We start from the raw sequence: 24,442 nt of genomic DNA, 5'->3' as shown, positions 1-24,442 counted from the left end.
AGCGCGGTCTGTGGGGACGGTGCGCAGGCGCGCAGCCCGTGGAGATGGAAAAGGCCGCGGGTCGTTAACCGTTGGCGGCGTGGGAAGAGCTTGCGGCGGGGAGCAGCGGTGCAAGGAACTGCCCGGTGTGGCTGTGGGCGGTGGCGGCCACCGCTTCGGGGGCGCCTGCCACGAGGAGTTCACCGCCGCCGCTGCCGCCTTCGGGGCCGATATCGATCAGCCAGTCGGCGGTCTTGATGACGTCGAGGTTGTGCTCGATCACGACGATGGTATTGCCATGGTCGCGGAGGCGGTGGAGCACGCGCAGGAGCTGGGCGATATCCTCGAAATGCAGGCCGGTGGTCGGCTCGTCGAGGATGTAGAGCGTACGACCGGTATCGCGCTTGGAGAGCTCCCGGGCGAGCTTGATGCGCTGGGCCTCGCCACCGGAAAGGGTGGTGGCATTCTGTCCCAGCTGGATGTAGGACAGGCCCACCTCCATCAGCATCTCGAGCTTGCGGTGGATCACCGGTACCGGCTGGAAGAAGTCGAGGGCCTCTTCGACGGTCATCTCCAGGACTTCGTGGATATTCTTGCCCTTGTAGCGCACGTCCAGGGTCTCGCGGTTATAGCGATGCCCCTTGCAGACGTCGCAGGGGACGAAGACGTCCGGGAGGAAGTGCATTTCCACCTTGATCACGCCATCGCCCTGGCAGGCCTCGCAGCGCCCGCCACGGACGTTGAACGAGAAGCGCCCGGGCTTGTAGCCGCGCGAGCGGGCCTCGCCGGTTGCGGCAAACAGTTCGCGTATGGGCGTAAACAGGCCGGTATAGGTGGCCGGGTTGGAGCGCGGGGTACGCCCGATCGGGCTCTGGTCGATGTCGACCACTTTGTCGATCAACTCCATCCCGTCGATGCGGTCGTGGTCCTCGATGTGGTGGCGCCCGCCATGGAGGGCGGTGGCGACGGCCGGGTACAGGGTGTTGTTGACCAGGGTGGACTTGCCGGAGCCCGAGACCCCGGTCACGCAGGTGAACAGCCCGGTGGGGAAGGCGAAATCACCGCCCTTCAGGTTGTTGCCACGCGCGCCGATTACGCGGATCTCGCGCTCCGGGTCGGGCTGGGTCCGCTGGTCCGGCACCGGGATGCAGCGGGTGCCGCGCAGGTATGCGCCGGTGAGGGAATCGGGATGATTCGCGACCGCCTCCGGGGTGCCCGACGCCACAATGTGGCCGCCGTGGCGACCCGCGCCGGGGCCGATGTCCACCACATAATCGGCTTGGCGGATGGCATCCTCGTCATGCTCCACCACGATGACGGTGTTGCCGAGGTCGCGCAGGTGGCTCAGGGTCTTCAGCAGGCGTGCGTTGTCGCGCTGGTGCAGTCCGATTGATGGCTCGTCGAGGATGTACATCACCCCGACCAGGGCCGAGCCGATCTGCGAGGCGAGGCGGATACGCTGGGCCTCGCCGCCGGAAAGCGTGTCGGCGGAGCGGTCCAGGGTCAGGTAGTCGAGGCCGACATCGTTGAGGAACCCCAGGCGCGCGGAGATCTCGCGCACGATCTTCTCGGCGATCTGGGCGAAGCGTCCCGGCAGGCGGAGGTCGTCGAAAAAGGCCTGCGCGTTGGCCACGCTCATGTGCGTGACCTCGGGCAGGGTCATGTCGCTGACAAAGACGTTGCGCGCCGCCGAGTTGAGGCGCGTGCCGTGGCAGTCGGGGCAGGGCTGTTCCGCCTGGTAGCGGCCCAGTTCCTCGCGCACTGCCGCGGAGTCGGTCTCGCGGTAGCGCCGCTCCAGGTTCGGGATCACACCCTCGAACACGCGTTCGTCGGTGCGCAGTTGGCCGTTGGCGGCCGGGGTCGACAGCTTGACCTTCTCCGTGCCCGAACCATGCAGGACCACCGCGCGGACCTCGGCCGGCAATTCCTGCCAGGGGGCCTCCACGTCGAAGTCGTAATGCCGGGCGAGACTGGTCAGTAGGCTGAAGTACCAGGCGTTGCGCCGATCCCAGCCCCGTACGGCCCCGCCACCAAGGCTTAGCTCGGGCTGCGACACGACCCGTTCGGGGTCGAAGAACTGGTGCACACCGAGGCCGTCGCAGGTGGGGCAGGCGCCTGCCGGGTTGTTGAACGAGAACAGCCGGGGCTCCAGCTCGCGCAGGGCATAGCCGCAAATCGGACAGGCGTAGCGCGCCGAGAAGATCATCGGCTCGCGTTCCGGCTCGTCCATCCACGCGATCAGCGCCAGGCCATCGGCCAGTTCGGTGGCGGTTTCGAAGGACTCGGCCAGGCGCTGGCGCAGGTCCTCGCGCACGCGGAAGCGGTCGATCACGATCTCGATGTTGTGCTTGCGCTTGGGGTCCAGCGCCGGCAGGGCGTCGAGGTCGTGGATCTCGCCATTGATACGCGCGCGCAGGTAGCCCTGGGAGCGCATCGCCTCGAGCATCTTGTGGTGTTCGCCCTTGCGGCCGCGGACCACCGGCGACAACAGCATGACCTTGTCGCCCTCTGGCAGATCGAGTACCTGGTCGACCATCTGCGAGATGGTCTGGGCGGCCAGGGTCTCGCCGTGTTCCGGGCAGCGCGGCTCGCCGGCGCGCGCGAACAGCAGGCGCAGGTAGTCGTAGATCTCGGTGATGGTCCCGACGGTGGAGCGCGGGTTGTGCGAGGTACTCTTCTGCTCGATGGAGATCGCCGGCGACAGACCCTCGATCTGGTCGACGTCGGGCTTTTCCATCATCGACAGGAACTGCCGGGCGTAGGTCGACAGGCTCTCCACGTAGCGGCGCTGGCCCTCGGCGAACAGGGTGTCGAAGGCCAGCGAGGATTTGCCCGAACCGGAAACGCCGGTAATCACGATCAGCCGTTCGCGCGGCAGGTCGAGGTCCACGTTCTTCAGGTTATGGGTGCGGGCGCCGCGAATGCTGATGCTGTCCATGGGGCTGGATCGACTCCACTGGGTTACGTCGCGCGGCGCGCTAGCGAAAACACGGATCAGTGTTTCCATTGGGGCGCCGCAAACCATCCATGGTAACACCCGGGCCGCGCTCGCCATGGTTTCCCCGCCGCGCTTGCCGGTAAACTCCCCGGACATGAAGAGTTCTTCTTGCCTGCGTCGGTCCCGGACGCCATGAATCCCCGCGAGCTGCGCGCCACCACTGGGCTGGCGGCGATTTATGGCGTGCGCATGGCCGGCCTGTTCATGGTCCTGCCGGTGTTCATGCTGCATGCCGACCGTATCCCCGGCGCAACCCCGCTGCTGATGGGCCTGGCGCTCGGGATCTACGGACTCACCCAGGCCGTGCTGCAGATCCCGTTCGGTCTCTTGTCGGACCGGGTCGGCCGCAAGCCGCTGATCCTCGCCGGGCTGTTGCTGTTCGTTGCTGGCAGTGTGCTCGCCGCGGTCGCCGAGACCATCCACGGCATCATCCTCGGGCGTGCCCTGCAGGGGGCGGGTGCGGTGGCAGCGGTGATCCTGGCCCTGACAGCGGACCTGGTCGGCGAGGAACGGCGTATGCGGGCCCTCGCCGTGATCGGGCTGACCATCGGCCTGACCTTCACCGCAGCGATGGCCCTGGGCCCGGTGGTGGACCAGGCGGCGGGATTGTCCGGGATCTTCGGCCTGTCGGCATTGCTCGGGCTGGTTGCGATCGTGATCCTGTTCCTTTGGGTGCCAACCCCGGCACGGGCGCGGGCACACCCGGACATGGTGCCGGTCTGGTCGGCACTGCCCCGCGTGCTGCGCGCCCCGGACCTGTTGCGCCTGAACCTCGGCATCTTCGTGCTGCACCTGGTCCTGGCCGCGAACTTTCTGGTTATCCCGGTGCTGCTGGTGGAGACGCTCGGGCTAGCGGGTGCCAGCCACTGGAAGTTCTATGTGCCGGTGCTGCTGGCGGGGTTCGCGCTGATGCTCCCGGGGATCATCTTCGGCGAGCGCCGCCGGCGCGTGCACAGCGTGCTGCGCGGGGCGATCGCCCTGCTGGCCGGGGTGCAGATCCTGCTGGCCCTGCTGGTGCTCGACGGCGGCGGTCTGTGGACGCTGGCGGCGCTGATGGTCCTGTTCTTTGCCGCCTTCAACCTGCTTGAGGCGGGACTGCCGTCGCTGGTTGCGCGCGTGGCGCCGGTCGCCCACAAGGGCACGGCGATGGGCGGCTTTGCCACCGCGCAGTTCCTTGGGATCTTCGCCGGCGGCGTGCTGGGAGGTGTCCTGCTGACACTGGTCGGGCCGGTCGGGGTGTTCCTTGCCGGGGTGCCGTTGCTGCTGGCCTGGTGGTGGATCGCCCGCGGGATGCATCCGCGCTACCGGTCGAACCGGGTGGTCGCGGTACCCGACCACTGGTCCGGTCGTGACGCGGAACTGCTGCGGGCGCTTGCCGCATGGCCCGGCGTGCACGAGGCGGACCTGTCACCGGATGCCGGTTCCTTGTACCTGAAGGTGGAGCCAGGAGGCCCGGACACCCCCGAGCTGACAGCCTGGTTGGCGCGCAAGCCAGGCGCGTAGAACGCGCGCAATGCCTCCCCGACTGGCCGCGCGAATCTGTCCACATCCCGGACCGGTGCACTGTCGCGGCCGGGGTGGGCTGCTACACTACCGAATCTGTTTCTCCATGCTGGACACAAGGAGGCCCCATGGCCCGCGGCGTCAACAAAGTCATCCTGCTCGGCAACCTCGGGGCCGACCCGGAAAAGCGCGAGACCCCGAACGGGGTTACCGTCACCAATCTGCGTCTGGCGACGTCGGAGCAGTGGACCGACAAGAACTCCGGCGAGAAGCGCGAAAACACCGAATGGCACCGGGTGGTGATGTTCGGGCGCCTGGCGGATATCGCCGCGCAGTACCTGTCCAAGGGCTCGCAGGTCTATGTCGAAGGCAAGATCCAGACCCGCAAATGGCAGGACCAATCCGGTAACGATCGTTACAGCACCGAGGTCGTGGCCAACGAGATGCAGCTGATCGGCGGTCGCGGTGGCAGTGGCGGCGGTGGTGGCGGTTTCGACCAGGACCCGGGTTATGGCGGCGGCAATGCCTACGGCGGCGGTGGCCAGCAAGGCGGCAACCGCAGCAACGCGCCGGCCTCCGGCGGCGGCTTCGATGACGACGACGTCCCTTTCTAGAAAACACATAAGTCACTGTTCACCCACTAGCGAAGTACCGAGAGCATGATCCGCAAGGTCTACATCCAGACGCACGGCTGTCAGATGAACGAGTACGACTCCGATCGCATGCTCGACGCACTGCGTGAGCTGCACGGGGCGGAGCGTACCGATGATCCGGAGCAGGCCGACCTGCTGCTGATGAACACCTGCTCCATTCGCGAGAAGGCGCAGGAGAAGGTCTTCTCGCTACTGGGGCGCTGGCGGCAGATCAAGGAACGCCGGCCGGAGGTGATCATCGGTGTGGGCGGTTGTGTTGCCAGTCAGGAGGGCGATGCCCTGCGCGCCCGGGCCCCGTACGTGGATCTGGTATTCGGCCCGCAGACCCTGCATCGCCTGCCGGCGATGATCCAGTCGGTGCGCCGTGAGCGCGCCCCGGTGGTGGATATCTCCTTCCCCGAGATCGAGAAATTCGACCGCCTGCCGGAGCCGAAGGCCGACGGTCCGAGTGCGTTCGTCTCGGTGATGGAAGGCTGCTCCAAGTACTGCAGCTTCTGCGTGGTGCCCTATACGCGCGGCGACGAGATCAGCCGCCCGTTCGACGACGTGATTGCCGAGGTGGTCGCGCTGGCCGCGCAGGGGGTCAGGGAGATCAACCTGCTGGGGCAGAACGTGAATGCCTACCGCGGGCCGATGGATGACGGCGACACTGCGGACCTGGCCCTGCTGATCCACTATGTCGCGGCGGTCGACGGGATCGAACGTATCCGCTTCACTACCTCGCACCCGGTGGAGTTTTCCGATTCGCTGATCCAGGCCTTTGCCGACGAACCGAAGCTGGTCAGTCACCTGCACCTGCCGGTGCAAAGCGGCTCCGACCGCATCCTGGCGCAGATGAAGCGCGGCCACACGATCCTGGAATACAAGTCCAAGATCCGCCGCCTGCGCGAGGCGCGCCCGGACCTGGATCTCTCCTCGGACTTCATCGTCGGCTTCCCCGGCGAGACCGACGCCGACCACGCCGCGACGATGAAGCTGATCGAGGAGCTGCATTTTGATTTCTCCTTCAGCTTTATCTACAGCGCGCGCCCGGGCACCCCGGCCGCATCGCTGCCGGATGACGTGCCGATGGCGACCAAGAAGGCCCGTCTGGCCGAGTTGCAGGCCCTGATCGAGCAGAACGGCCGCGCGCGAAACGAGTCCATGGTGGGCAACATCGAGCCGGTACTGGTGGAGGGTCCGGCCAAGCGCAACCCCGGCGAACTGGCCGCGCGCACGGCGAACAACCGCATCGTCAACTTCGCCGGGGACCCCGGCCTGATCGGGCAGTTGATCCCGGTCGAGATTACCGAGGCCCTGGCACATTCCCTGCGCGGGCGTACGGTGGAGCGGACAATGCCCGCTGCCGTCGGCGCCTAGGGAAACCGAAGCATGGCCAATCGTCTGGATTTCACCCTGGAGCCTGGTGACCAGGAGACGCTCGCGCGGATCTCCGGGCCGCTGGATGCCCACCTGCGCCTGATCGAGTCACGCCTGGGCGTGGCGGTGCACAATCGCGGGCCGCGCTTCAATCTCACCGGGCCGGGCGGTGCCGTGAAGGCGGCCGGGGCCTTGATCCACGACCTGCACCGGATGGCGCAGGAAGAACCGGTCAGCCTGGAGCAGGTGCATACCGCGCTGCAGACCGCCCATGTTGAGGGGCTGGCGGAGCCCGAGGGCACGGGCGACGATCCCGCGTTGCGGCTCAAACGCGCGGTGATCCGTGGTCGCGGCCCGCGTCAGGCGAAATACCTGTCCGCGATCGCGCGGCACGATCTCAGTTTTGGCATCGGCCCGGCCGGGACCGGCAAGACCTACCTTGCGGTGGCCGCCGCGGTCGCCGCACTGGAGCAGGACCGCGTGCAGCGCCTGGTGCTCGTGCGTCCGGCGGTGGAGGCCGGCGAGCGCCTGGGCTTTTTGCCCGGCGATCTGGCGCAGAAGATCGACCCTTACCTGCGGCCGATGTACGACGCCCTGTACGAACTGATGGGCTTCGATCAGACCGCACGCTTGATGGAACGCCAGGTGATCGAAGTCGCGCCGCTGGCCTACATGCGCGGGCGCACCCTGAACGAGGCCTTCATCATCCTCGACGAGGCGCAGAACACCACCCTCGAGCAGATGAAGATGTTCCTGACCCGCATCGGCTTCGGCTCCACTGCGGTGGTCAACGGCGACATCACCCAGGTTGACCTGCCGCGGGGGCAGGGATCGGGCCTCAAGCACGCGATGCAGATCCTGCAGGGCGTGGAGGGGGTGCATATCACCCGTTTCCAGGCCGGTGACGTGGTGCGCCACCCGCTGGTGCAGCGCATCGTCGAGGCCTACGAGGCCCACGACCATGCGTCTGGCAAGCCGACTGGGGAGTCGGAGCCCGGTTCCGGGCGGGGTGCCGATGGCGCTTGAAATCGCGGTGCAATACGCTGTTCCGCGTGCCGGTCTGCCCGGCCCCACCACCTTGCACCGGGCGGCCCGCGCCGCCTGGCGCGGGGCGGGCGCGGCCACAGTCACTCTGCGCCTGGTGGAGGCCGAGGAGGGACAGTCGCTGAATCACACCTTCCGGGGACGCGACTACGCGACCAATGTGCTGTCATTCCCGGCGCCGGCGCTGCCGCCGGGCTTGCCGCCCGAGGCGAGCGCCTATCTCGGTGATGTCGTCCTGTGCGTGCCGGTGCTGGCGCGCGAGGCGGCGGAACAGGGCAAGACGCTGGCGGCCCATTACCACCACATGGTGGTGCACGGGATGTTGCACCTGCAGGGCATGGATCACCAGACGCCGGACGAGGCCGCGCGGATGGAGGCAATTGAGTCCTCGATCCTGGCCGGGTTAGGCTATCCCAACCCCTACGATGCCGACCCTCCGGCCCGCGTCCTGTCGCCGCATCCTGCCGGAACCGCCCCCGATGCCTGACCCCGAACCCGACGAACAACCCATCTGGCGGCGCTGGCTGATCCGCGCCGGCGAGATCCTGCGCCCGCGCCGCGAGCCGGCGACCCGACACGAGCTGATCGAGTGCCTGCGCGGTGCCCACGCCCGCGAGCTGGTCGATCCCGAGGCCCTGACCATGCTGGAGGGGGTGCTCAACGTCGCGGACATGCAGGTGCGCGACATCATGATCCCGCGCGCGCAGATGGAAGTGGTGCGCCGCGACGCCGGGCTCTCCGAGTTCCTCCCGGACGTGGTCGCTTCCGCGCATTCGCGCCTGCCGGTGGTGGGGGATCACCGCGACGAGGTGGTCGGCGTCCTGCTGGCCAAGGACCTGCTGCGCTTCTTTGGCGAGCCGGACGATGCCGCCTTCGATATGCAGGAAATCCTGCGCCCGGCGGTGTTCGTGCCGGAGAGCAAGCGTCTGAACGTGTTGCTGAAGGAATTTCGCCTGAGCCGCAACCACATGGCGATCGTGGTGGACGAGTATGGCGGCGTGGCCGGCCTGGTGACCATCGAGGACGTTCTGGAGCAGATCGTCGGCGAGATCGAGGACGAGCACGATGTCGAGGACTACCTGACCCAGATCATGCAGCACCCCGGCGGGCGTTACACCATCAAGGCGCTGACCCCGATGGAGGAGTTCAACGCCTACTTCCAGACCGCCTACAGCGAGGACGACTTCGACACCATCGGGGGCCTGGTGCTGTCGCATTTCGGGCATGTCCCGCGTCGTGGCGAACAGATCGTCGTGGATGGTATGCAGTTCCGCGTCCTGCGCGCTGACAACCGGCGCCTGCACCTGCTGGAGATGCGCCTGCCGGAGCCGGACATGCAGGCTGCCACCGGTGAAGGCTCGCAGCCGTTCGATGGTCCGGCCCGGGAGCCGGACGACCGCCACATCCCCTGATCGGCATGCAGACCCTTGTCGAACGCCTGCCGCCCTGGGCCTCCGGGCTCGTTGCCCTGCTGGCCGGGGCGGGTGCAACCCTGGCCTTTGCCCCGGTTGGCTGGTTCCTGGCCGCCCCGTTGGCCCTGGCCGTGTGGTTCGCCCTGTTGCCGGGTGCCCGACCGCGCCGCGCCGCGTGGACGGGCTATGCCTTCGGCCTCGGATTCTTCGGGATGGGGGTGAGCTGGATCTTCAATAGCCTGTTGGTGTTCGGGCAGGCGCCACTGGTGGTCGCCTCGCTGATTACCGTGCTATTCGTACTGGCCCTGGCGGGCTATCCGGCGTTGCTGGCCGGATTGGCGGCGCGCTTCCTGCCACTGGGGCGTCCGGCCGGCTTGCTGGCGCTGGCCGGTGGCCTGGTGCTGATGGAGCTGGCGCGTTCCTGGCTGTTCTCCGGCTTCCCCTGGCTGCTGTTCGGCCACACCGTGCTCGACACGCCGCTACAGCCCTGGCTGCCGCTGGTCGGCGAGCTGGGGGCGGGGCTGGTGGTGGCCCTGCTGGCCGTGGCGCTGGTCCTGGTGTTTCTGACCCGGCAGCGCTGGCTGGGCGCGGGCCTGGTGGGGGCACTGGTGATCGCCTCGTTGTCGCTGGGGCTCGCGCGCTGGGTGGAGCCGGGCGGCGAGACGATCTCGGTGGCCATGGTCCAGGGCAACATCGATCAGGCGCGCAAGTGGGATGCCGATGGCATCGAGTATTCGCTGGGGGTCTACGAGGAACTGACCCGCGAGGCGGGTGAGGTGGACCTGGTGGTCTGGCCGGAGACCGCGATCCCGGCGTTCTATGTCGAGGTCCAGCAGCCACTCGGGCAGCTCGCCCAGTCGCTGGCGGAGCATGACAGCGAACTGGTGACTGGGGTCTTCGACCATGCGTCGGCCGGACGCCATGTGTATAACTCGGTGGTCAACGTGACCACCGGGGCCGGCTACAACAAGCGCCAGCTGGTCCCCTTCGGCGAGTACATCCCGTTGCGCGGCCAGCTCGACTGGCTGGACCGGTTGCTGGCGATCCCGATGTCCGACCTTTCCCCGGGCACCGGCGACGGGCGTATGCGGGTGGCCGGTCAGACCGCCGGGGTCAGCATCTGCTACGAAGCGGCATATTCGCGCCACATCCGCGCCGCGCTGCCGGAGGCCGGCTTCCTGGTCAACGTCTCCAACGACGCCTGGTTTGGCGACAGCCTCGCCCCGGCCCAGCATCTGCAGATTGCCCGGGTACGGGCGGTGGAGACCGGGCGCCCGATGATCCGGGCAACCAATACCGGCATCTCGGCCCTGATTGATGCCGATGGCCGGATACTCGAGCGTTCGGGGATCTTCACCCGCGAGGTAGTCACGGGCACGCTGCAGCCTCGCCACGGCGTGACGCCGGCAACCGCCACCGGGGCGGGGCCGGCCGTGCTGGCCGCGCTGGTGCTGGTGGTTGCCGGTGCCGCGGTCGGCCGTCGCCGCCGACGCTGACGGGTTATTCGGCCTCGGTCCCGCCGGGGCCGCGACGGAACGTCGTGTTGTGGCAGTTGGAGCACGGCGGGATGCGGCCGACCTTCGTCATGTGCACGGGATGGCCGCATTGCTTGCAGAGCAGTTCGCCGGGGCCGGTGATCTCGCCGGTGTGCCACTCGCCCATCACCTGGGCGCGCGCGGTCAGTTCGGTGATCTCGATCCGGGTGCGGTCCGCGATGCGTTCCAGGGCGTTCTTGATGCTGGCCTCGATCAGACCCAGATCGATCTGTAGCCAGCCACGCCAGTCGGAGCTGCGGTTGTCGAGGTAGGCGCCCAGATCCTGCAGGTCGCGGCGCAGGTAGTCCATCACCTCGTGAGCCTCTTCGCGGGTCAGGTCACTGGCCTTCTGCACGCGGTCGCGGGCGTTCTCCAGAGCCTCGGTGATCGCCTTGCTGGTCTTGTCCTCCAGCTTTTCGAGATCCTCGGTGACCTCGTTCAGCATGCGGTGGTAGGCATCGCTCAACCGGTGCTCGCGTTCCTGGTCGTGTTCCGGGGCCGTATCCCTGGGTTTGTCGCTCATGCGCTGCTCCTCGCTGATCGATATGTGGCTGTGTGTCCCGCTCGGGGACGTTTCGGATGGTCAATGCGTCCAAGGTAGCACGATGGCCGGGCCGCACCAGCGTCACGGGAGCGGGTTTCGTTGGTTACCGGCAATCAGGGGGTGCATATTGAGCTGCATCTCCCGCAAGGTAGGGGCTAACAACAGTGGAGACGGATATGACGCGACCCGCATCCCTGACCGCGGAGCAGGTCTATCAGCGGTGCCCGCCAGAGCATCTGGATTTCGAGACCACCGAGACGCTGGAGGCGCTCGAGTTGCCCTGTGGCCAGGAACGCGTGCTGCGTGCGCTCGAATTCGGTGCGTCGATGCGTGGCAATGGTTTCAACCTGTTCGTGCTGGGGCCGGCAGGCAGCGGGCGGCACGACCTGGTGCGACGCTTTCTGGAGCGCCGCGCGGCCGACGAGTCTGCCCCGCCGGACTGGGGCTACGTGTTCAACTTTGACCAGCCGGAGTGTCCGCGGGCCATTCGGCTGGCGGCCGGCGAGGGCCGGACCCTTCAGGCGGACCTGGACCGTCTGATCGAAGACCTGCATGCCAGTATCCCGGCCGCGTTCGAGAGCGAGGAATACCAGCGGCGCCTGCAGGAGCTGAAGGAGGCGTCTGAAGAGGCCCAGACCGAGGGCGCGCGCAAGGTGCAGGAAGAGGCCGAGGCGCACGACATTGCCCTGATCAGCGCGCCACACACCTTCTCGTTCGCGCCGATGCGCGATGGGGAGATCCTCAAGCCGGAGGAATACGACGCACTGTCCGAGGAGGAACGCGGGCGCATCGACGAGAAGGTCGAGGAGCTGCAGGAGAAGTTGCAGCAGGTCATGCACCAGGTGCCTCGCCTGCGCAAGGAGCTGCAGGAGAAGATTCGGGCCCTGAATGCGGAGATGCTGCAATGGGCCCTGGGCGGTCCGATCCACGAGTTGAAGGAGAAATGGTCGCACCGGCCGGCGGTGGTCGAGCATCTGGAGGCGATCCTCGACGAGGTGGTGAGACACGCGGAGGCGTTTCGCGGCGGCCGTAGCCATGCCCCGCCCGAGGGGCTGCTGGAACGGTTTCGGATCAACCTGCTGGTGGATCACGCGGACACGCGGGGCGCCCCGGTGATCTACGAGGACCTGCCGAATCATCAGCACTTGACCGGCCTGATCGAGCACCAGGTGCACGAGGGGGCCCTGGTTACCGATTTCTCGCTGGTGCGCGCCGGGGCCCTGCACCGGGCCAGTGGCGGTTATCTGATCGTGGATGCCCGGCGTGTGCTGACGCAGCCGCTGGCCTGGGAGAGCCTCAAACGGGTCCTGTTTTCCGGCGAGATCCGCATCGAGTCCCTGGAGCGCCTGTTCGGGCTGGTGAGTGCGGTGGGGCTGGAGCCGGATCCCATTCCGGTGACCCCGAAGGTGGTGCTGATCGGTGATCGCCTGTTGTACTACCTGCTGTCCGCGTTCGATCCGGACTTCCTTGAGTTGTTCAAGGTCGAGGCCGACTTCGAGGACGACTTGGACCGCAGCGACGCCAGTCATGTGCTGTATGCGCGCATGCTGGCCACGATGGCGCGGCGTGTCGAACTACGGCCGCTGAACCGCGAGGCGGTGGCGCGCGTGATCGAGCATGCCAGCCGTCTGGCCGGCGACCAGTGCAAGCTGTCGGCCCACGATCGCACCCTGCGCGACCTGCTGCTGGAGGCCGACCACTGGGCGAGGAAGGCCGGCGCGGACGTCGTCGGCGCCGGGCATGTCGAACAGGCCATCCGGGAACGCCAGGAGCGCGGTGCGCGGCTACAGCGCCGCAGCCTGGAGCAGATCCGTCGCGGGGTGGTGCTGATCGCCACCAGCGGGGCGCAGATTGCCCAGGTCAACGGGCTGTCGCTGCTGCAGCTGGGCGACGCGATGTTCGGGCGGCCAATCCGGATCACCGCGACCGCGCGCTCGGGCAAGGGCCATGTGGTCGACATCGAACGCGAGGCCAAGCTGGGTGGCCCGGTGCACAGCAAGGCGGTGATGATCCTGTCCCGGTTCATCGCCAGCCACTATGCCGAGGACAGCGAGCTCTCGCTGTCCGCCAGCCTGGCCTTCGAGCAGTCGTATGGCGACATCGAGGGGGATTCCGCCTCGGTGGCCGAGACCTGCGCGTTGTTGTCGGCGATCGCGCGGATCCCGTTGCGCCAGTCGCTGGCGGTTACCGGCTCGCTCAACCAGCATGGCGAGGTCCAGGCCGTGGGTGGGGTCAACGAGAAGATCGAGGGCTTCTTCGACGTCTGTCGCGAGGCCGGCGAACTGGATGGTCACGGTGTGCTGTTGCCGGGGAGTAATGTCGAGAACCTGATGCTGCGCCACGACGTCCGCGAGGCGATCGCGGAGGGACGATTCCATGTCTACCCCGTAGCCACGGTGGACGAGGCCATCGAGCTCCTGACCGGGATGACGGCGGGTGAACGCGGCGCGTGGGGGGGGTTCCCGGCGGGCAGCTTCAACCGCGTGGTCGCCGATCGCCTGGCGGCGTTTGCGCGTTTGAGCCATCGGCGCGGGTCCCGCGATGACGATGCGGAAGCCACGCCGGGCGGCCCCTCCGGGGAGGATGCCTGAGGGGGCATCAATTGGTGTCCCCCGGAGCTTCCGTCCGCCGACCCGAGATGGAGCGCGAGGTGGATTGGCATGGGCCCGACGCGGGGTCGGACCCATCGCGTGGGGCGTCGCTGGGGATTAACGGGCGTCGACCAGATCCCGGTAGCCGTGCCACATGGCAAAGCCCAGCCAGGGGAAGATCACGATCAGCGCCAGCAGCGCAGTCGCCACCGAGACCATGAACAGCGCGGTGATGATCAGGCCCCACAGGATCAGCGTACCCGGGTTGTGGCTGAAGGCCTTCAGGCTGACCCCGATCGATTCGATCAGGCTCTTTTGCGGGGCATCATCGCGTATCCGGTGATCCAGCAGGGCCGGGATCGTGACCAGGCTGAGGGCGAATACCGCGAGGCCGAAGACGATGGCGGCCACCACCACCCCGACCAGCGAGATAATGCCGGCGCCGCTGCTGAGCATCGCGCCCACCAGGTGATGCAACTGCCCCATGACCGCGATTTCGCCGATGTTGAGCACCGCGATCCACATCCACACAAAGCTGGCCCAGATCACGAACAGGATGGCCAGCAGCGCGGCAAAGGCCCAGATCGAGCCACCCATCGGCCCCAGCCAGCCGAGGCCGGAACCGCCCGGCTCGCCGCGCTCTTTCTGCAGCGCGAGGTAGTTCACACCGACGGCGAGTACGGGTCCGAGGAGCAGGATGCCGGCCAGAAGCGAGAAGGCCATCCATGGCTGATTCCAGGACAGGCCCAGCAGGATCAGCGCGGCCAGGGTGATCACCAGGCCGTGCACCAGGGCCACTGGCATCTGCCAGAGGTCCCGCCAGCCCTTGCCGAGCCAGGTGCCCAGGTCCTCCGTCGCGATCTCGCGGATGGCCGGGGAATCCGTCTCCGGCGTGTGTTCGGGGACCGTTTCCCCCAAGTCCTCGGGATAGGCGCGCTGGAGCATGGGGACCACGTCTTTCTCTTCGCTCATAACCTGCCTCCTTGGAACGTTTTGCCAACCGCTTTCTTTGAATGTAGGTCTTGTGGCAGTCAGGTAGGGGTACTGTTCCCGGAGTTGCGTGACGGATATCACATCGAAGACGTGTGGCGAGGGGTGGCCGGGCCGTATCCCAGCCGCTTGGAGGGGGTGGGGGCGACTGGTATTCTGCGCAGTTCTTTGTTTCACGCGAACACACAGGGCAGGTGGGCCACATGCAGGAGCAGTATTCCCCGGAGATGATCGAGGCGCAGGTGCAGCGCCAGTGGGAGGAGGCCGACTGCTTCCGTGCGCGCGAGGATGCCGCCGGCGAGCCGTTCTACTGCCTGTCCATGTTCCCGTACCCCTCGGGCAAGCTGCACATGGGGCATGTGCGCAACTACACCATCGGCGACGTGATCGCGCGCTTCCAGCGCATGCAGGGGCGCAGCGTGCTGCAGCCGATGGGCTGGGACGCCTTTGGCCTGCCGGCCGAGAACGCGGCGATGCAGAACCACGTGCCGCCGGCGGCCTGGACCCGCCAGAACATCGAGCAGATGCGCACCCAGCTCAAGCGCCTGGGCTTTGCCTACGACTGGTCGCGCGAGTTCGCCACCTGCGACGCCGATTACTACCGCTGGGAACAGTGGCTGTTCGTGCGCCTGCTGAAGAAAGGCCTGGTCTATCGCAAGAAGGCGACCGTGAACTGGGACCCGGTGGACCAGACCGTGCTCGCCAACGAACAGGTGATCGAGGGCCGTGGCTGGCGCTCCGGGGCGGTCGTCGAGCGCCGCGAGATGCCGCAGTGGTTCCTGCGCATCACCGACTACGCCGACGAGCTGCTGGAGGCCCTGGACGCGCTGGACGGCTGGCCGGACCAGGTGCGCACCATGCAGCGCAACTGGATCGGGCGTTCCGAGGGCGTGGAACTCGAGTTCGCGGTGGACGGTGGCGAGGCGCTGGCTGTCTACACCACGCGCCCGGATACCCTGTTCGGCGTCTCCTACATGGCGCTGGCGCCGGAGCACCCACGGGTGCAGGCGCTGGCGGAGCAGGACGCCGAGCTGGCCGCGTTTGTCGCGGATTGCGCGCAGGGCGGGGTGGCCGAGGCGGACCTGGCCACGATGGAGAAGAAGGGCCGCGCGCTGGGCTTCACCGCCCGCCACCCGCTGACCGGCGAGGATGTCCCGGTCTGGGTCGCCAACTTCGTGCTGATGGAATACGGCACCGGCGCGGTGATGGCCGTGCCCGCGCATGACGAGCGCGACCACGAGTTCGCGACGAAATATGGCCTGCCGATCCGCCAGGTGATCGCCCCGGCGGATGGCGCCACGGTCGATGTGCAGCAGGCCGCGTTCACCGAGGCCGGCGTGCTGGTGAACTCCGGTGATTTCGACGGCCAGGCATCGGAGGCGGCCAAGGCAGCGATCGCCGAGCACTTGGAGCAGACCGGCATCGGCCGGCGCCGGCGCAACTACCGCCTGCGCGACTGGGGCATCTCGCGCCAGCGCTACTGGGGTTGCCCGATCCCGGTGATCCACTGCGAGGCCTGCGGGGCGGTGCCGGTGCCGGAAGCCGACCTGCCGGTGCGCCTGCCCGAGGACGTGATCCCGGACGGCGCCGGCTCGCCGCTGGCGCGCATGCCCGAATTCTTCGAGACCCCGTGCCCGGAATGCGGCCAACCGGCGCGGCGCGAGACCGATACCTTCGACACCTTCTTCGAATCCAGCTGGTACTTCGCCCGCTACGCCTGCGCCGACAACGGCACAGCCATGCTGGATGCACGCGCCGACCACTGGCTGCCGGTCGACCAGTATGTCGGCGGCATCGAGCACGCGGTGCTGCACCTGTTGTACGCGCGCTTCTTCCACAAGCTGCTGCGCGACGAGGGCCTGCTGGCCTCCGACGAGCCGTTCACCCGCTTGCTGACCCAGGGCATGGTGATCGCACCGACCTTCTATCGCGAGCGTGCTGACGGCGGGAAGGACTGGATCAACCCGGCGGATGTCGAACTGGAGCGCGCCGAGGACGGTTCGGTGAAGGCCGCGCGCCACCGCGAGGACGGGGCGCCGGTCGTGGTCGGCGGCATGGAGAAGATGTCCAAGTCGAAGAACAACGGCGTGGACCCGCAGGCCCTGATCGAGCGCTTCGGCGCCGATACCGCGCGGCTGTTCACCATGTTCGCCGCACCCCCGGACCTGTCGCTGGAATGGTCCGACTCCGGCGTGGAGGGCGCGCATCGCTTCATCAAGCGGCTGTGGCGCGCGGTGCACGAGCATGTGGGCGGCGAGTCGCCCGGGGCGCTGGACACGGACGCGCTGGACGATGCCGGGCGCGAGCTGCGGCGCAAGCTGCACGACACCATCGCCAAGGTCACTGACGACATCGGCCGGCGCCAGACCTTCAACACCGCGGTGGCCGCGAACATGGAACTGCTGAACGACCTCGGCAAGTTCCCGCAGGACGCCGCCGGGGCCCCGGCCGTGCGCCAGGAGGCGCTGGAGGGCATCGTGCGCATGCTGGCCCCGATCATCCCGCACGTGACCGAAACGCTGTGGCGGACCCTGGGTCACGACGAGCTGGTGGCCGCCACGCAATGGCCGCAGGTCGACGAGGCCGCACGCCAGGCCGCGCAGGAGACCCTGGCGGTGCAGGTGAACGGCAAGCGCCGTGCCGAGATCGCGGTCCCGTCCGGGGCCGACAAGGACGCGATCGAGACCGTTGCGCGCAACGACGAGAACGTGCAGCGCCATATCGAGGGGCAGGATGTGATCAAGGTGATTGTCGTTCCCGGCCGTCTGGTCAATTTCGTGGTGAAGCCGCAATGAGCGCCCTTTTGCGCGCGGGTCTGGTACTGGTCCTGGTGGCCGCGCTGGCCGCCTGCGGCTTTCAGCTGCGTGGCGGTAGCGAGTGGCCGGAGACACTGAATCCGGTGCAGATCACGGGCATCAATGCGCGCGACTCGCTGTACCGCGAACTGGCCGTGACCCTGGGCTCCTCGGGCGTGGACGTCGTGCGCCAGCGCCCGGAGGGCCAGGGTGCGATCCTGGAGATCCGTTCGGTCAACGATCAGCGCCGCACGCTGTCGGTGACCGAGGCCGCGCGGGTGTCCGAGTACGAACTGGTGCGCACGGTCGACGCGCGCCTGCGCCCGGTGGACGGCGAGGCGGTCGACCTGGGGCCAATGCGCGCCTCGCGCATCTATCTGTTCGATGGCACCGCGGTGCTCAGCCGGGGCGAGCGCGAATCCACCCTGCGCGAGGCGATGGACCGCGACATCGTCAGCCAGCTGCAGCGCCGGATTGCCGCCCTGATCGAGCCGGACGGCAGCCTGCGCGAAGCCGCGGAGGACCCGGCCCCGTAATGGCGCTGGATATCGCCCGCCTGGAGCAGGATCTGGCGCGCGGGCTCGCGCCGATCTACCTGTTGCTGGCCGAGGAGCCGTTGCAGGCGATCGAGGCGGCCGATGCGATCCGCGCTGCCGCCCGCGAGCAGGGCTTCCTGGAGCGCACGGTGCTGGACCTGACCGCGCAATCGGACTGGGGCCCGTTCGAGGCCGCGATCCGCGACCGGTCGCTGTTTGCCGAGCGCACGGTGCTGGACGTGCGCCTGGCGACCGGCAAGCCGGGCAAGACCGGTGGCGACCACCTGAAGGCCTACGCCGGCGACCCGCAGGCTGACCTGGTTCTGCTGCTGCAGTTGCCGCGGCCGGATCGCGACATGCGGCGGGCGGCCTGGTTCAAGGCCCTGGAGAACCGTGCGGTGGTGATCCACGCGCGCCCGGTGCCGCCGGCCCAGCTGGGTAGCTGGATCCGTGCGCGGCTGCAGAGGAACGGTCTGCGCATCACCGACCCGGCGCTGGCGTTGCTGGTCGCGCGGGTGGAGGGCAACCTGCTGGCCGCGCGCCAGGAGATCGAGAAGCTGGCACTGGCCGGCGTGACCGAGATCGACGAGACCGTGCTGGCGGAGGCCACCACGGATTCCGCCCGCTTCGAGCTGTTTGCCCTGGCCCCGACCGCGCTGCGCGGTGATGTCCGCCACGCCCTGCGCATGCTGGAGGGGCTGCTGGACGAGGGCCAGGCCGAGCCGCTGATCCTGTGGGCGCTGGCGCGCGAATGCCGGCTGCTGGTGCAGGCGATGGAGCGCAAGGCCGCCGGTGCGCCCGACCGCGAGGCGTTCCAGGGCAGCTTTGGCGACGGCCAGAAGGCCCTGCGCCAGGCAATGTCGCGCCTGGACCTGAGCGCGGCGCGGGGCCTGCTGGGCGAGGCCGCGCGCGTGGATCGGGTCATCAAGGGTCAGGAAAACGGCAATGCCCGGCAGGGGTTGCTAGACTTGGTGGCCCGTATGGCGGGGCGGCCGCTGACCCGACCCGAACCCGCACTGAATTCTCAACGAGTCTGACTGCATGAACGCTGCCGTGAACCCCACTGAATCCGCCGCTACCAGCGGCGTGGTCGCCCAGGTCGAGGCGCTCGGCCGCGCTGCGCGCGCCGCATCGCGGCGCATGGCCGAGGCCGAGCCGGGGGCGAAGAACGCCGCACTGCATGCGATCGCCGAGGGCATCGCCGCGCGCCGCGCCGAGCTGAATGAGGCCAACAGCCGTGACCTGGAGGCCGGGCGCGAGCGCGGCCTGGACGCCGCGATGCTGGATCGCCTGGCGCTGACCGATGCCCGCATCGATACCATGATCGAGGGCTGCCGCCAGGTAGCCGGGCTGCCCGACCCGGTGGGCACGATCTCCGACATGGCCTACCAGCCGAGCGGTATCCAGGTCGGCCAGATGCGCGTACCGCTGGGCGTGATCGGGATCATCTACGAGTCGCGGCCGAACGTGACCATCGACGCCGCCGCGCTGTGCCTGAAGTCCGGCAATGCGGCGATCCTGCGTGGCGGCTCCGAGTCGCTGCATTCCAATCAGGCCCTGGCCGCGATTATCCAGGCCGGGCTGGAGCAGGCGGGGTTGCCGCGCGAGGCGGTGCAGGTGGTGCCGACCACCGACCGCGCGGCGGTCGGCGCGCTGCTGCGCATGCCGCAGTACGTCGACGTGATCGTCCCGCGCGGCGGCAAGGGCCTGATCGAGCGCGTCAGCAACGAGTCGCAGATCCCGGTGATCAAGCACCTGGACGGCGTCTGCCACGTGTACGTGGATGGCGGTGCGGATGCCGACAAGGCGCTGGCCGTCGCGGTGAACGCGAAGACCCAGCGCTACGGCACCTGCAACACCATGGAGACGCTGCTGGTGCACGCGGACCAGGCCGAGGCCTTCCTGCCGCGCCTGGCCACGGTCCTGGGCGAGCACCAGGTGAGCCTGCGCGGCTGCGCGCGGACCCGCGCCATCCTCGCCGACATCGCGGAGGCCACCGAGGACGACTGGGTGGCCGAATACCTGGGGCCGATCCTCGCGATCCGCGTGGTCGACGACCTCGATATGGCGATCGATCACATCAATACCTATGGCTCGCACCACACCGACAGCATCGTGACCGAGGACTACACCCGCGCCCGGCGTTTCCTGCGCGCGGTGGACTCCAGCTCGGTCATGGTGAATGCCTCCACCCGCTTCGCCGACGGCTTCGAGTACGGCCTGGGCGCGGAGATCGGCATCTCCACCGACAAGTTGCATGCCCGGGGCCCGGTGGGCCTGCACGGGCTGACCACGCTCAAGTACGTGGTGTTCGGCGACGGCCATGTACGTGGCTAAGGGAGACGCGCGATTGAATCAGCGTCTCCCTGGGGCGATCCCCGCGTGATCGGGATCCTCGGCGGCACCTTCGACCCGATCCACTTCGGCCACCTGCGCCCGGCGCTGGAGATCCAGCAGCACCTGGGGCTGGAGCGCGTGCACTTCATCCCCTGCCACGTACCGCCGCATCGTGCGAGCCCCGGAACCGGCAGCGACGACCGCCTGGCGATGGTGGAGCAGGCGATTGCGGACGTACCGGGATTCGTCGCCGACCGTCGCGAGCTGGATCGTCAGGGGCCGTCCTACACCGTGGATACCCTGCTCAGTTTCCGCGAGGAGCTGGGGCCGGACGCGCCGTTGGTGCTGATCATGGGCATGGACGCCTTCGCCGGGCTGCCATCGTGGAACCGCTGGCAGCAGATCTTCGAGCTGGCGCATATCGTGGTCTCGCACCGCCCCGGCAGCCCGGCCTCCCACGATCTGGGCGGCTGGCTGGGGAACGCCGCGACGCACGACCCGGCGGCGCTGCGCAAGGCGCCCGGGGGACTGGTCTACTTCCAGCCGGTGACCCAGCTCGACATCTCCGCCACCGCCATCCGGGACGAGCTGCAGGCCGGGCGCAGCCCGCGCTTCCTGCTCCCCGGGGCCGTCAATCGCTACATCCAGGACCACGGTCTGTACCGGGCCGGGTCGAACCGCAATCACGGGACATGACCGACACAATGAACAGCGAACAACTCCTGGAGCTGGTGACCACCGCTCTGGACGACATGAAGGCACAGAACATCCGCACCATCGACGTGCGTGGCAAGACCACGCTGACGGATTTCATGGTGATCGCCTCCGGGACCTCCGGGCGTCACGTGCAGTCCACCGCCGAGTCGGTGGCCACCGAGGCCAAGCAGGCCGGCATCCCGCCCTTGGGGGTCGAGGGTCAGGAGAGCCAGGAGTGGGTGCTGGTGGACCTGAACGATGTGATCGTCCACGTGATGCTCCCGGAGACCCGCGACTTCTACAACCTGGAGAAGCTCTGGATGGCGGAGGAGGCCGCGGACACCGAAAAGGCCGCCCCCGAGGACCCCAGCCTGGAGCGGGTCCGGCGCCTGCGGCGCTGAACGCCGAGCGAGGCTTCGCCCGATGCGCCTGGACCTGATCGCGATCGGCAAGCGCATGCCCGACTGGGTGGCGGATGGCTTCGCCGAATACGCCGGGCGCCTGCCGCGCGAACTGGAGCTGAACCTGCAGGCCCTTCCGGGGCCTTCCGGCGCGAAGTCCATGGATACCACCACGCTCCTGCGCCGCGAGGGCGAGATCCTGTTGAAGGCGATCCCCGAGGGTGCCCGCGTGATCCTGCTGGACGAGCGCGGCAAGGCCGTCGACACCAGGGGCGTGGCGAAGCGCCTGGAAGGTTGGCAGACCGATGGGCGTGACGTTGCGCTGGTGATCGGGGGCGCCGCCGGGCTGGACGAGGCCGTGCGTGCCCGCGCCGAGTGGGCCTGGTCGCTGTCGCCGCTGACCTTCCCGCACATGCTGGTGCGGGTGCTGGTCGCCGAGCAGCTCTACCGCGCCTGGTCGCTATTGAACAACCATCCCTATCACCGCGCCTGAGTCCCGCATGAGCCTGACGCCGCCGCTGTTGCTCGCCTCCGCCTCGCCGCGTCGGCGGGAACTGTTGGAGCAGGTCCAGCTTGCCTTCGAGGTGGCGCCGATGGACGTGGACGAGAGCGCGCAGCCGGGCGAGACGCCGGAGGCCCTGGTCGAGCGCCTGGCCGTCGCCAAGGCGGAGGCGGCGCGCGATCGCCTGGCCTCCGGCCAGTGGGTGCTGGCGGCCGACACCGTGGTCGCCGTGGATGCCGACGCACTGGGCAAGCCCGCGGATTTCGCCGACGCCGCCGCCATGCTCGGGCGGCTGTCCGGGCGCGAGCACCGGGTCGTGTCCGGCATGGCCCTGTGGCGCCCCGGCGAGGCCATGCGCGCCCGTCACGTGACGACCCGGGTACGCCTGCGCGAGCTGAGCCCGGCCGACATCGAGACCTACTGGGCGACCGGCGAACCGCGCGGCAAGGCCGGCGCCTACGCCATCCAGGGCCGCGGCGCGGCCTTTGTCGCGTGGATCGAGGGCTCCTACACCAATGTGGTCGGGCTGCCCCTGTTCGAGCTGGAGGCCTGGCTGCGCGAGATCCCCGACCCGCCGCCGCGCGTCTGATCCGCGTCTCCGCAGCCCGCCCTTACTGGATAGTGTGGTGTTCCAGTGGGTAGCCGCGCTCCTTGAAGAAGCGGTAGCGGCTACGGCCGGCCTCGCGCCCCGTCTCGTCGCCACCGACGATGTCGGCGACCCGTTCGAAACGCCCGCAGTACTCCGGGACCTCGGGGGCGAGGTTGATCAGCACGTCGCAGCGATCCGGCGGGGCATGCGCCTCGTGCAGGGAAACCGCGACGTCCGTGTCGCGCACATCGGTGCTGTGCGGGACGAAGGCGGTGTCCTCGAAGGTCCACAGCCATTCATCCAGGGTGCGCGTCAGTTCCGGTGAGCCGGTATGGATATGCACGCGGTGGCCCTGGCCGCTGGCCTTCTTCGCCAGCCGACAGACGAAGCGCAGGCGTGCCTCCGGGGCCGGGTCCTTGAGCAGGTAGAAGCTGACGTGGGTCATGCCCGCAAGCCCCGGATCAGGCCTGGTCGAGCAGGTAGCGCATCAGCATCGGGACCGGCCGCCCGGTCGCGCCCTTTTCCTTGCCGCTCTTCCAGGCCACGCCGGCGATGTCGACATGCGCCCAGGTGTAGTCCTCGGTATAGCGCGACAGGAAGCAGGCGGCGGTGATGGTGCCGGCCGGGCGCCCGCCGATGTTGGCCATGTCGGCGAAATTGCTCTTCAGCTGTTCTTGGTATTCCGGCCACAGCGGGAGCTGCCAGGCGCGATCCCCGCTCTCTTCGCCAGCAGCCAGCAGGCCCTTGGCCAGGCGCTCGTTGTTGCCGAGCACGGCCGCGCCCTGGTGGCCCAGTGCGATGATGCAGGCGCCGGTCAGGGTGGCGATGTCGATCACCGCCTTTGGCTTGTAGCGCTCGACCCAGGTCAGCGCGTCGGCCAGGACCAGGCGGCCCTCGGCGTCGGTGTTCAGGATCTCCACTGTCTGTCCGGACAGGGTGGTGATGATGTCGCCCGGGCGCGTCGCGCGGCCGTCGGGCATGTTCTCGGCGCTGGTGACCACACCGACCACGTTGATCGGCAGGCCCAGTTCGCAGCAAGCCTCGATCACGCCAAACACGCTGGCCGCGCCGCACATGTCGTACTTCATCTCGTCCATCTCGGCGCCGGGCTTGAGCGAGATGCCGCCGGTGTCGAAGGTGATGCCCTTGCCCACCAGCACCACCGGGGCGTCACCCTTGTTGCCGCCGGAGTACTCCATCGCGATCAGCCGTGGCGGGCGCTCGGAGCCCTTGCCCACGGCCAGGATCGCGCCGGCGCCGAGCTTCTCCAGGTCCTTCTCGTCGAGCACCGTCGCCTTCAGTTTCTTGTGCTGCTTGGCCAGTTCGCGGGCGGTGTCGGCCAGGCTCTCCGGGTAGCAGACATTCGGCGGGGTGTTGCCCAGGTCCTTGGCACGATTGACGCCGGTGGCGATCGCCGCGGCCTCGCTGCAGGCCTTGTTGGCCGTCTCGGCCTCGTCGCGCTCCACGCTGAGCTGGATCTTCTCCAGCTTCACCGGCGGGGTCTTCTCCTTGCCCTTGAACGGGGTGAAGCGGTAGGCGGCGTCCGCGATCGCCGCAACCAGGGTGTGCACCGTCCAGGCAATGTCCTTGCCGCGCGGCTGGAAGTCCGCCACCGCGATCACCGCGCTGGTGGCGGGGCGTTCGACCAGGGCGGCCGCCAGCGTCTGCGCCGCCTTGCGTGCGGCGCGGGCGTCGAAGTCCTTCTTCGCACCCAGGCCGATCAGGAGTGCGCTACCCTTCCCTTGATTGCCTGGGCCCCCACCGCCGGGCAGCAGCAGTTGGCTGCCGGCCTCGCCGTCCATCTCGCCGGCCTTCAGCAGGGCGGTGATCTCGCCGTCGCGCGCGGCATCCAGGGCGGTGGCGCCCGCGGCCGGCTTGCGTTTGTGGACGATCCCGGCGGCGCGGATGCCGGCGCGGGGTTTGTCGAGGGTCGAGGTGGTGACGGAGAATTGCATGAATGCCTCCCGAAAATGAGTTC

21 protein-coding genes are annotated in these 24,442 nt (G+C 68.4%); 16 read left to right on the top strand and 5 right to left on the bottom strand.

Going from position 1 to position 24,442, the window contains the following annotated elements; all coding sequences use genetic code 11:
* Positions 1-64 precede the first annotated feature (64 nt).
* Positions 65-2,917, bottom strand: a complete 2,853-nt coding sequence (uvrA, locus tag F792_RS0102215; RefSeq protein WP_018168203.1) for an excinuclease ABC subunit UvrA — start codon at positions 2,915-2,917, stop codon at positions 65-67.
* A 192-nt stretch (positions 2,918-3,109) separates the two neighbouring features.
* On the opposite strand from uvrA, the gene F792_RS0102210 reads away from it, so the two are divergent.
* From F792_RS0102210 to lnt, 7 genes are all read left to right on the top strand, one after another.
* Positions 3,110-4,480 (top strand): MFS transporter, encoded by a 1,371-nt coding sequence (locus F792_RS0102210; RefSeq protein WP_018168202.1) that lies wholly within the window; start codon positions 3,110-3,112, stop codon positions 4,478-4,480.
* 128 nt (positions 4,481-4,608) lie between these two features.
* Entirely contained in the window at positions 4,609-5,094 is a 486-nt protein-coding gene (gene ssb / locus F792_RS0102205; RefSeq protein ID WP_018146435.1) for a single-stranded DNA-binding protein, read from the top strand.
* Between the two features lie 45 nt (positions 5,095-5,139).
* Positions 5,140-6,492, top strand: coding sequence for a tRNA (N6-isopentenyl adenosine(37)-C2)-methylthiotransferase MiaB (gene miaB / locus F792_RS14090; protein ID WP_018168201.1), 1,353 nt, complete (start codon positions 5,140-5,142; stop codon positions 6,490-6,492).
* A 12-nt stretch (positions 6,493-6,504) separates the two neighbouring features.
* Positions 6,505-7,518 (top strand): PhoH family protein, encoded by a 1,014-nt coding sequence (locus F792_RS0102195; protein WP_018168200.1) that lies wholly within the window; start codon positions 6,505-6,507, stop codon positions 7,516-7,518.
* On the top strand, positions 7,508-8,023 hold the full coding sequence (ybeY, locus tag F792_RS0102190) for an rRNA maturation RNase YbeY (RefSeq protein ID WP_018168199.1): 516 nt from the start codon (positions 7,508-7,510) through the stop codon (positions 8,021-8,023). The genes F792_RS0102195 and ybeY overlap by 11 nt, the downstream gene beginning before the upstream one ends.
* A complete protein-coding gene (locus F792_RS0102185) occupies positions 8,016-8,948 on the top strand; it encodes an HlyC/CorC family transporter (RefSeq protein ID WP_018168198.1) in 933 nt (310 codons plus the stop codon). Before ybeY ends, F792_RS0102185 begins: the two co-directional genes overlap by 8 nt.
* A gap of 5 nt (positions 8,949-8,953) precedes the next feature.
* Positions 8,954-10,444, top strand: coding sequence for an apolipoprotein N-acyltransferase (lnt, locus tag F792_RS0102180; RefSeq protein WP_018168197.1), 1,491 nt, complete (start codon positions 8,954-8,956; stop codon positions 10,442-10,444).
* A gap of 4 nt (positions 10,445-10,448) precedes the next feature.
* Here the strand turns inward: lnt and F792_RS0102175 are convergent, their stop codons facing one another.
* On the bottom strand, positions 10,449-11,006 hold the full coding sequence (locus F792_RS0102175) for a zinc ribbon-containing protein (RefSeq protein WP_018168196.1): 558 nt from the start codon (positions 11,004-11,006) through the stop codon (positions 10,449-10,451).
* Positions 11,007-11,203: 197 nt separating this feature from the next.
* Here F792_RS0102175 and F792_RS0102170 point away from each other — a divergent pair, with 197 nt between their 5' ends.
* The gene (locus F792_RS0102170) at positions 11,204-13,618 is read left to right on the top strand and encodes a Lon protease family protein (RefSeq protein ID WP_018168195.1); all 2,415 of its coding nucleotides are present in this window, start codon (positions 11,204-11,206) and stop codon (positions 13,616-13,618) included.
* A 117-nt stretch (positions 13,619-13,735) separates the two neighbouring features.
* Here F792_RS0102170 and F792_RS0102165 read toward each other — a convergent pair whose 3' ends face one another.
* The gene (locus tag F792_RS0102165; protein WP_018146427.1) at positions 13,736-14,590 is read right to left on the bottom strand and encodes a DUF2189 domain-containing protein; all 855 of its coding nucleotides are present in this window, start codon (positions 14,588-14,590) and stop codon (positions 13,736-13,738) included.
* A 221-nt stretch (positions 14,591-14,811) separates the two neighbouring features.
* Here F792_RS0102165 and leuS point away from each other — a divergent pair, with 221 nt between their 5' ends.
* From leuS to F792_RS0102125, 8 genes are read left to right on the top strand one after another with little or no spacing between them, the layout of a single operon-like run.
* Positions 14,812-17,403 carry a leucine--tRNA ligase gene (gene leuS / locus F792_RS0102160; RefSeq protein ID WP_018168194.1) on the top strand — a complete coding sequence of 864 codons (2,592 nt, stop codon included), beginning with the start codon at positions 14,812-14,814 and terminating at the stop codon, positions 17,401-17,403.
* On the top strand, positions 17,400-17,939 hold the full coding sequence (lptE, locus tag F792_RS0102155; RefSeq protein ID WP_026305879.1) for an LPS assembly lipoprotein LptE: 540 nt from the start codon (positions 17,400-17,402) through the stop codon (positions 17,937-17,939). The genes leuS and lptE overlap by 4 nt, the downstream gene beginning before the upstream one ends.
* Positions 17,939-18,976, top strand: coding sequence for a DNA polymerase III subunit delta (holA, locus tag F792_RS0102150; protein ID WP_018168192.1), 1,038 nt, complete (start codon positions 17,939-17,941; stop codon positions 18,974-18,976). Before lptE ends, holA begins: the two co-directional genes overlap by 1 nt.
* A 4-nt stretch (positions 18,977-18,980) precedes the next feature.
* Positions 18,981-20,276, top strand: a complete 1,296-nt coding sequence (locus tag F792_RS0102145) for a glutamate-5-semialdehyde dehydrogenase (RefSeq protein ID WP_018168191.1) — start codon at positions 18,981-18,983, stop codon at positions 20,274-20,276.
* A 45-nt stretch (positions 20,277-20,321) separates the two neighbouring features.
* Positions 20,322-20,972, top strand: coding sequence for a nicotinate-nucleotide adenylyltransferase (gene nadD / locus F792_RS0102140; protein WP_018168190.1), 651 nt, complete (start codon positions 20,322-20,324; stop codon positions 20,970-20,972).
* Positions 20,973-20,980: 8 nt separating this feature from the next.
* A complete protein-coding gene (rsfS, locus tag F792_RS0102135; protein WP_018146421.1) occupies positions 20,981-21,373 on the top strand; it encodes a ribosome silencing factor in 393 nt (130 codons plus the stop codon).
* Positions 21,374-21,395: 22 nt separating this feature from the next.
* Complete coding sequence (rlmH, locus tag F792_RS0102130) at positions 21,396-21,866, top strand: 23S rRNA (pseudouridine(1915)-N(3))-methyltransferase RlmH (RefSeq protein ID WP_018168189.1); 471 nt, start codon at positions 21,396-21,398, stop codon at positions 21,864-21,866.
* 7 nt (positions 21,867-21,873) lie between these two features.
* Positions 21,874-22,464, top strand: coding sequence for a nucleoside triphosphate pyrophosphatase (locus F792_RS0102125; RefSeq protein WP_018168188.1), 591 nt, complete (start codon positions 21,874-21,876; stop codon positions 22,462-22,464).
* Positions 22,465-22,486: 22 nt separating this feature from the next.
* Here the strand turns inward: F792_RS0102125 and F792_RS0102120 are convergent, their stop codons facing one another.
* Complete coding sequence (locus F792_RS0102120; RefSeq protein ID WP_018168187.1) at positions 22,487-22,909, bottom strand: DNA polymerase III subunit chi; 423 nt, start codon at positions 22,907-22,909, stop codon at positions 22,487-22,489.
* Positions 22,910-22,925: 16 nt separating this feature from the next.
* Complete coding sequence (locus F792_RS0102115) at positions 22,926-24,419, bottom strand: leucyl aminopeptidase (RefSeq protein WP_018168186.1); 1,494 nt, start codon at positions 24,417-24,419, stop codon at positions 22,926-22,928.
* Positions 24,420-24,442 lie beyond the last annotated feature (23 nt).

Origin of the sequence: Thioalkalivibrio sp. ALMg9 (assembly GCF_000380625.1) — a bacterium.
Classification (GTDB): Bacteria; Pseudomonadota; Gammaproteobacteria; order Ectothiorhodospirales; family Ectothiorhodospiraceae; genus Thioalkalivibrio; species Thioalkalivibrio versutus.
This window is presented reverse-complemented; position numbering and strand designations above follow the sequence as displayed.

Excerpts from the sequence above, each read along its gene's own strand:
- uvrA (WP_018168203.1), bottom strand. The coding sequence starts at position 2,917 with ATGGACAGCATCAGCATTCGCGGCGCCCGCACCCATAACCTGAAGAAC.
- F792_RS0102210 (WP_018168202.1), top strand. The coding sequence starts at position 3,110 with ATGAATCCCCGCGAGCTGCGCGCCACCACTGGGCTGGCGGCGATTTAT.
- ssb (WP_018146435.1), top strand. The coding sequence starts at position 4,609 with ATGGCCCGCGGCGTCAACAAAGTCATCCTGCTCGGCAACCTCGGGGCC.
- miaB (WP_018168201.1), top strand. The coding sequence starts at position 5,140 with ATGATCCGCAAGGTCTACATCCAGACGCACGGCTGTCAGATGAACGAG.
- F792_RS0102195 (WP_018168200.1), top strand. The coding sequence starts at position 6,505 with ATGGCCAATCGTCTGGATTTCACCCTGGAGCCTGGTGACCAGGAGACG.
- ybeY (WP_018168199.1), top strand. The coding sequence starts at position 7,508 with ATGGCGCTTGAAATCGCGGTGCAATACGCTGTTCCGCGTGCCGGTCTG.
- F792_RS0102185 (WP_018168198.1), top strand. The coding sequence starts at position 8,016 with ATGCCTGACCCCGAACCCGACGAACAACCCATCTGGCGGCGCTGGCTG.
- lnt (WP_018168197.1), top strand. The coding sequence starts at position 8,954 with ATGCAGACCCTTGTCGAACGCCTGCCGCCCTGGGCCTCCGGGCTCGTT.
- F792_RS0102175 (WP_018168196.1), bottom strand. The coding sequence starts at position 11,006 with ATGAGCGACAAACCCAGGGATACGGCCCCGGAACACGACCAGGAACGC.
- F792_RS0102170 (WP_018168195.1), top strand. The coding sequence starts at position 11,204 with ATGACGCGACCCGCATCCCTGACCGCGGAGCAGGTCTATCAGCGGTGC.
- F792_RS0102165 (WP_018146427.1), bottom strand. The coding sequence starts at position 14,590 with ATGAGCGAAGAGAAAGACGTGGTCCCCATGCTCCAGCGCGCCTATCCC.
- leuS (WP_018168194.1), top strand. The coding sequence starts at position 14,812 with ATGCAGGAGCAGTATTCCCCGGAGATGATCGAGGCGCAGGTGCAGCGC.
- lptE (WP_026305879.1), top strand. The coding sequence starts at position 17,400 with ATGAGCGCCCTTTTGCGCGCGGGTCTGGTACTGGTCCTGGTGGCCGCG.
- holA (WP_018168192.1), top strand. The coding sequence starts at position 17,939 with ATGGCGCTGGATATCGCCCGCCTGGAGCAGGATCTGGCGCGCGGGCTC.
- F792_RS0102145 (WP_018168191.1), top strand. The coding sequence starts at position 18,981 with ATGAACGCTGCCGTGAACCCCACTGAATCCGCCGCTACCAGCGGCGTG.
- rsfS (WP_018146421.1), top strand. The coding sequence starts at position 20,981 with ATGAACAGCGAACAACTCCTGGAGCTGGTGACCACCGCTCTGGACGAC.
- rlmH (WP_018168189.1), top strand. The coding sequence starts at position 21,396 with ATGCGCCTGGACCTGATCGCGATCGGCAAGCGCATGCCCGACTGGGTG.
- F792_RS0102125 (WP_018168188.1), top strand. The coding sequence starts at position 21,874 with ATGAGCCTGACGCCGCCGCTGTTGCTCGCCTCCGCCTCGCCGCGTCGG.
- F792_RS0102120 (WP_018168187.1), bottom strand. The coding sequence starts at position 22,909 with ATGACCCACGTCAGCTTCTACCTGCTCAAGGACCCGGCCCCGGAGGCA.
- F792_RS0102115 (WP_018168186.1), bottom strand. The coding sequence starts at position 24,419 with ATGCAATTCTCCGTCACCACCTCGACCCTCGACAAACCCCGCGCCGGC.